At 69.3% G+C, this 6,302-nt stretch carries 6 protein-coding genes and 1 pseudogene; 5 read left to right on the top strand and 2 right to left on the bottom strand.

All coding sequences use genetic code 11. From position 1 onward, the window contains the following. Positions 1-141: FGGY family carbohydrate kinase (locus VIM54_RS07875; protein WP_331900314.1), on the bottom strand; the 141-nt coding region annotated here is incomplete at its 3' end. Positions 142-567: 426 nt separating this feature from the next. Here VIM54_RS07875 and dhaK point away from each other — a divergent pair. From dhaK to purH, 5 genes are all read left to right on the top strand, one after another. Then, positions 568-1,566 carry a dihydroxyacetone kinase subunit DhaK gene (gene dhaK, locus VIM54_RS07870; RefSeq protein ID WP_331900313.1) on the top strand — a complete coding sequence of 333 codons (999 nt, stop codon included), beginning with the start codon at positions 568-570 and terminating at the stop codon, positions 1,564-1,566. A gap of 5 nt (positions 1,567-1,571) precedes the next feature. Continuing rightward, positions 1,572-2,213, top strand: coding sequence for a dihydroxyacetone kinase subunit DhaL (gene dhaL / locus VIM54_RS07865; protein ID WP_331900312.1), 642 nt, complete (start codon positions 1,572-1,574; stop codon positions 2,211-2,213). Between the two features lie 96 nt (positions 2,214-2,309). Continuing rightward, positions 2,310-3,530: a DUF6350 family protein gene (locus tag VIM54_RS07860; protein ID WP_331900310.1), complete on the top strand. Its 1,221-nt coding sequence runs from the start codon at positions 2,310-2,312 to the stop codon at positions 3,528-3,530. Positions 3,531-3,877: 347 nt separating this feature from the next. Beyond that, positions 3,878-4,471, top strand: a complete 594-nt coding sequence (gene purN, locus VIM54_RS07855; protein ID WP_331900309.1) for a phosphoribosylglycinamide formyltransferase — start codon at positions 3,878-3,880, stop codon at positions 4,469-4,471. Then, positions 4,468-6,087, top strand: coding sequence for a bifunctional phosphoribosylaminoimidazolecarboxamide formyltransferase/IMP cyclohydrolase (gene purH, locus VIM54_RS07850; protein WP_331900307.1), 1,620 nt, complete (start codon positions 4,468-4,470; stop codon positions 6,085-6,087). Before purN ends, purH begins: the two co-directional genes overlap by 4 nt. An 11-nt stretch (positions 6,088-6,098) precedes the next feature. Here purH and VIM54_RS07845 read toward each other — a convergent pair. Next, positions 6,099-6,302: pseudogene (locus VIM54_RS07845) on the bottom strand (IS982 family transposase); the annotation flags it as partial.

Genomic DNA, 6,302 nt, shown 5'->3' with positions numbered 1-6,302 from the left:
GTTGTGCTCCACCCAGCCTGCCTGCGGAAAAATCTGTTCATGCTCCAACTGGCCCGACGAAACAATCGAACCCGCGTGATCGAAAATGATCGCCCGGGTACTGGTCGTACCCTGATCAATCGACAAAATGTACTCGGTCATTGACGTAACTCCTTCGTTAACACTGACTGCGGGGGTATCGGCGGGCGGCGCCCTCGCAGCGGGCCGCTCCGCCACTGCGAACCTAGGGCATCCGGGCAATCGTTGAACGCTCCCTGCACAAACGTGCACCGGGGCCGATGGCGGCTCGACAGGACGGACGAATCCGCCCCCGCGGCGGTGGAACGCGGATCGGGTTCGCCCTGCACATTCGTGCACTCCGCTCGGAGTTGCCGGAGCCCTCGGATGCCCGCGACGGCGCCAAGGGACGCGAGGGCGAGCCACTCCTCCCACTGTTTCCTCACGTTTGTGGCGCGCGGGCGGCGCGCGGTCTAGCGTTGTAGCGAACTGTCGCCTTACCCTGCGACAGCGCTCTGCGGCATCGGTGCCGGGAGGCCGGAGCGAGAGACTCGAGGAAGAGGTTTCATCGTGAAGAAGCTCATCAATGACCCGTCGAATGTGCTTGCCGACTCGCTGGTCGGTGTCGCGGCGGCCCATCCGGAACTCCACGTCGACCACGTCAACCGCATCATCTACCGCGGCGAGAAGACCAGGGCGGGAAAGGTCGGCCTCATCTCCGGCGGCGGGTCGGGTCACGAGCCGCTGCACGGCGGATTCGTCGGCCTAGGGATGCTCGACGCCGCGTGCGCCGGCGAGGTGTTCACGTCCCCCACGCCAGACCAGATGCAGGAGGCGACCAAGGTCGTCGACGCGGGCGCCGGCGTGCTCCACATCGTGAAGAACTACACCGGCGACGTGATGAACTTCGAGATGGCCGCCGAGTTGGCGGAGGCGGAGTCCGGCATCACGGTGGAATCGGTGGTGACCAATGACGACGTTGCGGTGGAGGACTCCACCTGGACGGCCGGCCGCCGTGGCGTCGGCGTGACGGTGCTGCTCGAGAAGATCGTGGGGGCGGCGGCGGAAGAAGGCCGAGACCTCAGGAGCGTCGCCGACCTCGCCCGCCGGGTGAATGCCGCCGGGCGCTCCATGGGCATGGCCCTCACGAGCTGCACGGTGCCGTCGGCGGGGAAGCCCACCTTCGACCTGCCGGACGACATGATGGAGATGGGCGTGGGCATCCACGGCGAACCCGGCCGCCACCGCGTGCCGCTCGCCGGGGCGGCCGAGATCGCCCGCCAGCTCGTCGAGCCGATCCTCGCCGACCTCGACTTCACGGGAGGCCCCAACATCGTGATGCTCAACGGCATGGGCGGATCGCCGCTCATCGAGCTCTACCTGATGTACGGCGAGGTCAAGAAGCTGCTCGACGCCGCCGGGGTCGAGGTCGCCCGCAACCTCGTGGGCAACTACATCACCTCGCTCGACATGGCCGGATGCTCCGTGACGCTGCTCAAGGCCGACGACGAGATCCTCACACTGTGGGACGCCCCGGTGAACACCGCCGGCCTGCGCTGGGGGGTCTAGGCACCATGGGCGACGGCACCGTAACCCTCCCGCAGCTTCTCGACTGGCTCTCGCGATTCAGCGCGCTCGTCACCGAGAACCGCACCTATCTCACGGAGCTCGACTCGGCGATCGGCGACGCCGACCACGGGGTGAACATGGTGAGAGGGATGACCGCGGTCATGGAGAAGATCGGTGCCGCCCCGCCCGAGGCGGTCGACGCGCTGTTCAAGATGGTCGGCATGACCATGGTGAGCACCGTCGGCGGCGCGAGCGGTCCGCTCTACGGAACGTTCTTCCTCCGGTTCGGAACGACGGCCGGAGCCGTGACCGAGCTCGACGGCGCCGCCCTCGCGGCGGCGCTCCGAGCAGGTTTCGAGGGCGTTATCGCTCGCGGCAAGGCGGAGCTGAACGACAAGACGATGGTGGACGCGATGTCGCCGGCGATCGACGCGCTCGACGCGGCGGTGGCGAGTGGGGCGAGCGTGTCCGATGCGGCCGCGGCCGCGTTCTCCGCCGCCGAGGCCGGCCGGGAGGCGACCATCCCGCTCGTGGCGCGCAAGGGGCGGGCGAGCTATCTCGGCGAGCGGAGCGCGGGCCACCTCGACCCGGGGGCGACATCCACCGCGATGCTGTTCCAGTCGCTGGCGGGGGCACTCGCCGGCTGAACCGTGCGGCCGGAACACGAGTTCGGCCGGGAGATTGCCGGAACGCCGCACGGGCGGGCCGGTCGGCGAGCGATGCGCGGGTAGGCTCCGACCGGTATGAATCGTCCGCTCACCACACTCTTCGCCGCTCTCGAGGCGCTCCTCGTCGTGGGTATCGGCATCGGCATCCCCCTCGTGCCGCTGACGATCCTCTGGGCGTTCCAGTACGGCCTGCAGATCGACTGGATCGTGTTCTGGCGAGCGGCTGCCGACATTTGGCTGCTCGGCTCCGGCGTGGACGTGACGATGACGCTCAACCCGGTGATCGCGTCGAGCCTCGGCTTCGCCGGCGCCGGTACCCCGTTCGTCCTCACCATCGCCCCCCTCGGGTTCGCCATGTTGACGGTGCTGCTCGGTGCGCGGGCGGGGCGCAGGATCGGGGAGATCCCGCACGACTATCTCGGCATCCTCGCGGCGATCGCGACGTTCGGGGTGCTCTCGCTGGGGGTCACCCTCAGCACCCTCACCGCGTCGGCCAGGCCGTCGATCTGGCAGGGCGCGCTCCTGCCGACCATCGTCTTCGCGATCGGGCTGGGCACGGGACTCGTGCTCGGGTCACGCACGTCGGTGGCGGTTCGCGGCACGGCATCCGGGCGCTCGCTCCTGGACCGTCTGGGCGGCGGTCGACCGCGGTCCCGCGCCGTCGCGACGGCGGCGCTCACCGGCGGCATCGGGGCGGCATCGGTCGTGATGGCGGTGTCGGCCGTTCTCGTTGCCGTGCTCCTGCTGCTGAGCTACGCGAAGATCATCTCCCTCTACGAAGGGGTGCACGCGGCCGTGCTCGGCGGCATCGCGATCACGGTGGGCCAGCTCGCGTTCCTGCCGAACCTCGTGATTTGGGCCGCAGCCTGGCTGGTCGGACCCGGGTTCGCGATCGGCACCGGCTCGGCGGTGAGTCCGCTCGGCACGAGCCTCGGCCCGATCCCGGCCATTCCCATCCTGGGCGCGCTGCCGAGCGGGCAGTTCGCCTGGGGTTTTCTCGGCCTTCTCCTTCCGGTGCTGGCCGGATTCCTCGCCGCGATTCTGGTGCGCCCGCGGCTCGTCGCGGCGCTCGACACCCGCCCGCCCGCCGGGATACTCATCGGGACGGGCCTGCTCATCGGGGTGGTCGGAGGCGTCACGCTCGGCCTTCTCGCCTGGGTGTCGGCCGGCGCCGCCGGGCCGGGCAGGCTCGTGGATGTCGGCCCGTCGCCGCTGCTCGTCGGCGCGTTCGCGGCACTCGAGTTCGGTGTCGCGGCCGTGATCGGCCTCCTGGTCGGCCGCCCGCCCCGCCCCTGACGAGGCCGCCCGGCTCACCCGCATCTCGCCCATGCGCTTCTCGCCCGTGCGCATCCCGCCCGTGCGTTTCTCCGGAGGTTCGGCTCCGCGAGAGCGTTTTTCGGCCCGGTGGGAGCTCGAAATGCCGTTTGGAGCGCAAACCTCCGGAGAAACGCGGGTTGGGAAACGCGGGTTGGGAAACGCGGGTGGGAAACGCGGGTGGGAAACGCGGGTTGGGAAACGCGGGTGAGAAACGCGGGTTGGGAAACGCGGGTGGGGATGCGCGGTCGGGATGCGGTCGGGGATGCGCAGGTCGGGGTGCACGCCCATGACGAGGCCGCCCGGCTCACCCGCGATAGGCTCAGGGGGTGCTTTCATTGGTCGTCCTGATCTCCGGCGGCGGGTCGAACCTTCGCGCACTCCTCGAAGCGTCGGAAGACGCGGAGTTTCCCGCCCGTGTCGTCGCCGTCGGCGCCGACCGCGACGCCGAAGGATTCGGGCACGCCGAGGCCTTCGGCATCCCCACCTTTGCCGCAGCGCTCTCCAGCTATCCGGACAGGGAGAGCTGGGGGGACGCCATCCTCGAGCAGATCAGGCAGTGGCAGCCCGACCTGGTGATCCTCAGCGGGTTCATGAAGCTCCTGCCGCCGCGCGTGATCGCCGCGCTCAGCCCCACCCTCATCAACACGCACCCGGCCTACCTGCCCGAGTTCCCGGGCGCGCACGGCGTGCGGGATGCGCTCGCCGCCGGAGTCGACCAGACCGGTGCGAGCATCATCATCGTCGACAACGGCGTCGACGCCGGCCCGATCATCGCCCAGCGTCGGGTGCCGATCCTGCCCGGCGACACCGAGTCCACCCTGCACGAGCGCATTAAGCCCGTGGAGCGCGAACTGCTCGTGCAGACCGTGCTCGACATCGCCAACGGAACCATCAACCTCGAGGAGCTCGCCCACGCATGAGCGGTCCCAGCCACGCCCCATCCGAATTCCGCTCCCGCGACGCCATCCCCATCCGCCGCGCGCTCATCTCGGTGAGCGATAAAACCGGCCTGCTCGAGCTCGCCGCCGTCCTCGCGAAGGCCGGGGTCGAGATCGTCTCCACCGGGTCGACGGCCAAGACGATCTCGGATGCCGGGCATCCGGTCACCGAGGTCGCCCAGATCACCGGATTCCCCGAGTCGCTCGACGGACGGGTGAAGACACTGCACCCCGCCATCCATGCCGGCATCCTCGCCGACCTGAGGCTCGCGAGCCACGAGGTGCAGCTCGCGAATCTCGGCATCGAACCGTTCGAACTGGTCGTCGTGAACCTCTACCCCTTCGTGGAGACGATCGCCTCCGGGGTCACGGGTGACGCCGCCATCGAGCAGATCGACATCGGAGGCCCGGCGATGGTTCGCGCGGCCGCCAAGAACCACGCCAACGTGGCGATCGCCGTGTCTCCGGCGAGCTATCAGCAGATCATCAAGGCCGTGACGCTTGGCGGCACGACCCTCGCCCAGCGCCAGCGGCTCGCCGGCGAGGCGTTCGCTCACACCGCGGCGTACGACACGGCGGTGGCCGCGTTCTTCGCCAGCAGCATCGGCATCCGCGCGGCGCATCCCCTGCCCGAGGCGGCCGGGGACGAGGCCGACGTCTTCGAGGTGCGGGCGAGCCTCGCCCACGTGCTTCGGTACGGCGAGAACGCGCACCAGGATGCGTCGCTCTACGTCTCGGAGGGTGGCGCCGGGATCGCCCAGGCCACCCAGCTGCACGGCAAGGAGATGTCGTACAACAACTACGTTGACGCGGACGCCGCCCTGCGCGCCGCCTACGACTTCAGCGAGCCAGCCGTCGCCATCGTCAAGCACGCCCAGCCGTGCGGCATCGCCGTGGCGAGGGGGGCCGGCGACCCCATCGCCTCCGCGCACCTTCGCGCCCACGAGTGCGACCCGGTCTCGGCGTTCGGCGGTGTGATCGCGGCAAACCGCCCGGTCACCGTCCAGATGGCGGAGCGCGTGAAGGACATCTTCACCGAGGTGGTGATCGCCCCCGACTTCGACCAGGAGGCGCTCGAGCTTCTCAAGACGAAGAAGAACCTGCGGCTGCTCAAGCTTCCGGCCGGGTACCACCGCGACGACGTGGAGTTCAAGCAGATCAGCGGCGGCCTGCTCGTGCAGCAGCCGGACGTGTTCGACGAGTTCACCTCGGACTCCTGGCAACTCGTCTCCGGCGACGAGGCGGATGACGCCACCCGCGCCGACCTCGAGTTCGCCTGGCGCGCGGTGCGGGCGGTCAAGTCCAACGCCATCCTGCTCGCCGACGACGGCGCGTCGGTGGGGGTCGGCATGGGCCAGGTCAACCGGGTCGACTCCTGTCGACTCGCTGTCGACCGCGCCGGAGACCGCGCGCTCGGCTCGGTTGCGGCATCGGACGCGTTCTTCCCGTTCGCCGATGGCCTCGAGATCCTGCTGAAGGCCGGTGTGCGGGCCGTCGCCCAGCCGGGCGGTTCCGTGCGGGACGAAGAGGTTATCGCGGCCGCGAAGAAGGCCGGCGTCACGATGTACTTCACCGGCGAACGCCACTTCTACCACTAGATGAGTGAGTCCTAATGGTCGTAGGCGATGAGGGATCGTTTGTTGGGTTGGCCGGTGAGCCAGTTGTGCCAGATTCCGGCGGCGAGGGCGAGTAGGCGTCCGGCGACGCGGGAGTAGACGCCGGGGATGGTGCGTCCGCCGTGTTCTTCGAGGGTGAGTTGGCCTTTCATCGTGTCGAAGACGGACTCGACCCATTGGCGGATTCCGCCGAGTTT

Origin of the sequence: Lacisediminihabitans sp., assembly GCF_036569425.1 — a bacterium.
Classification (GTDB): domain Bacteria; phylum Actinomycetota; class Actinomycetes; order Actinomycetales; family Microbacteriaceae; genus Lacisediminihabitans.
This window is presented reverse-complemented; position numbering and strand designations above follow the sequence as displayed.

Coding starts and splice junctions, on each gene's coding strand:
- purH (WP_331900307.1), top strand. CDS start 4,468: ATGAGCGGTCCCAGCCACGCCCCATCCGAATTCCGCTCCCGCGACGCC.
- dhaL (WP_331900312.1), top strand. CDS start 1,572: ATGGGCGACGGCACCGTAACCCTCCCGCAGCTTCTCGACTGGCTCTCG.
- VIM54_RS07860 (WP_331900310.1), top strand. CDS start 2,310: ATGAATCGTCCGCTCACCACACTCTTCGCCGCTCTCGAGGCGCTCCTC.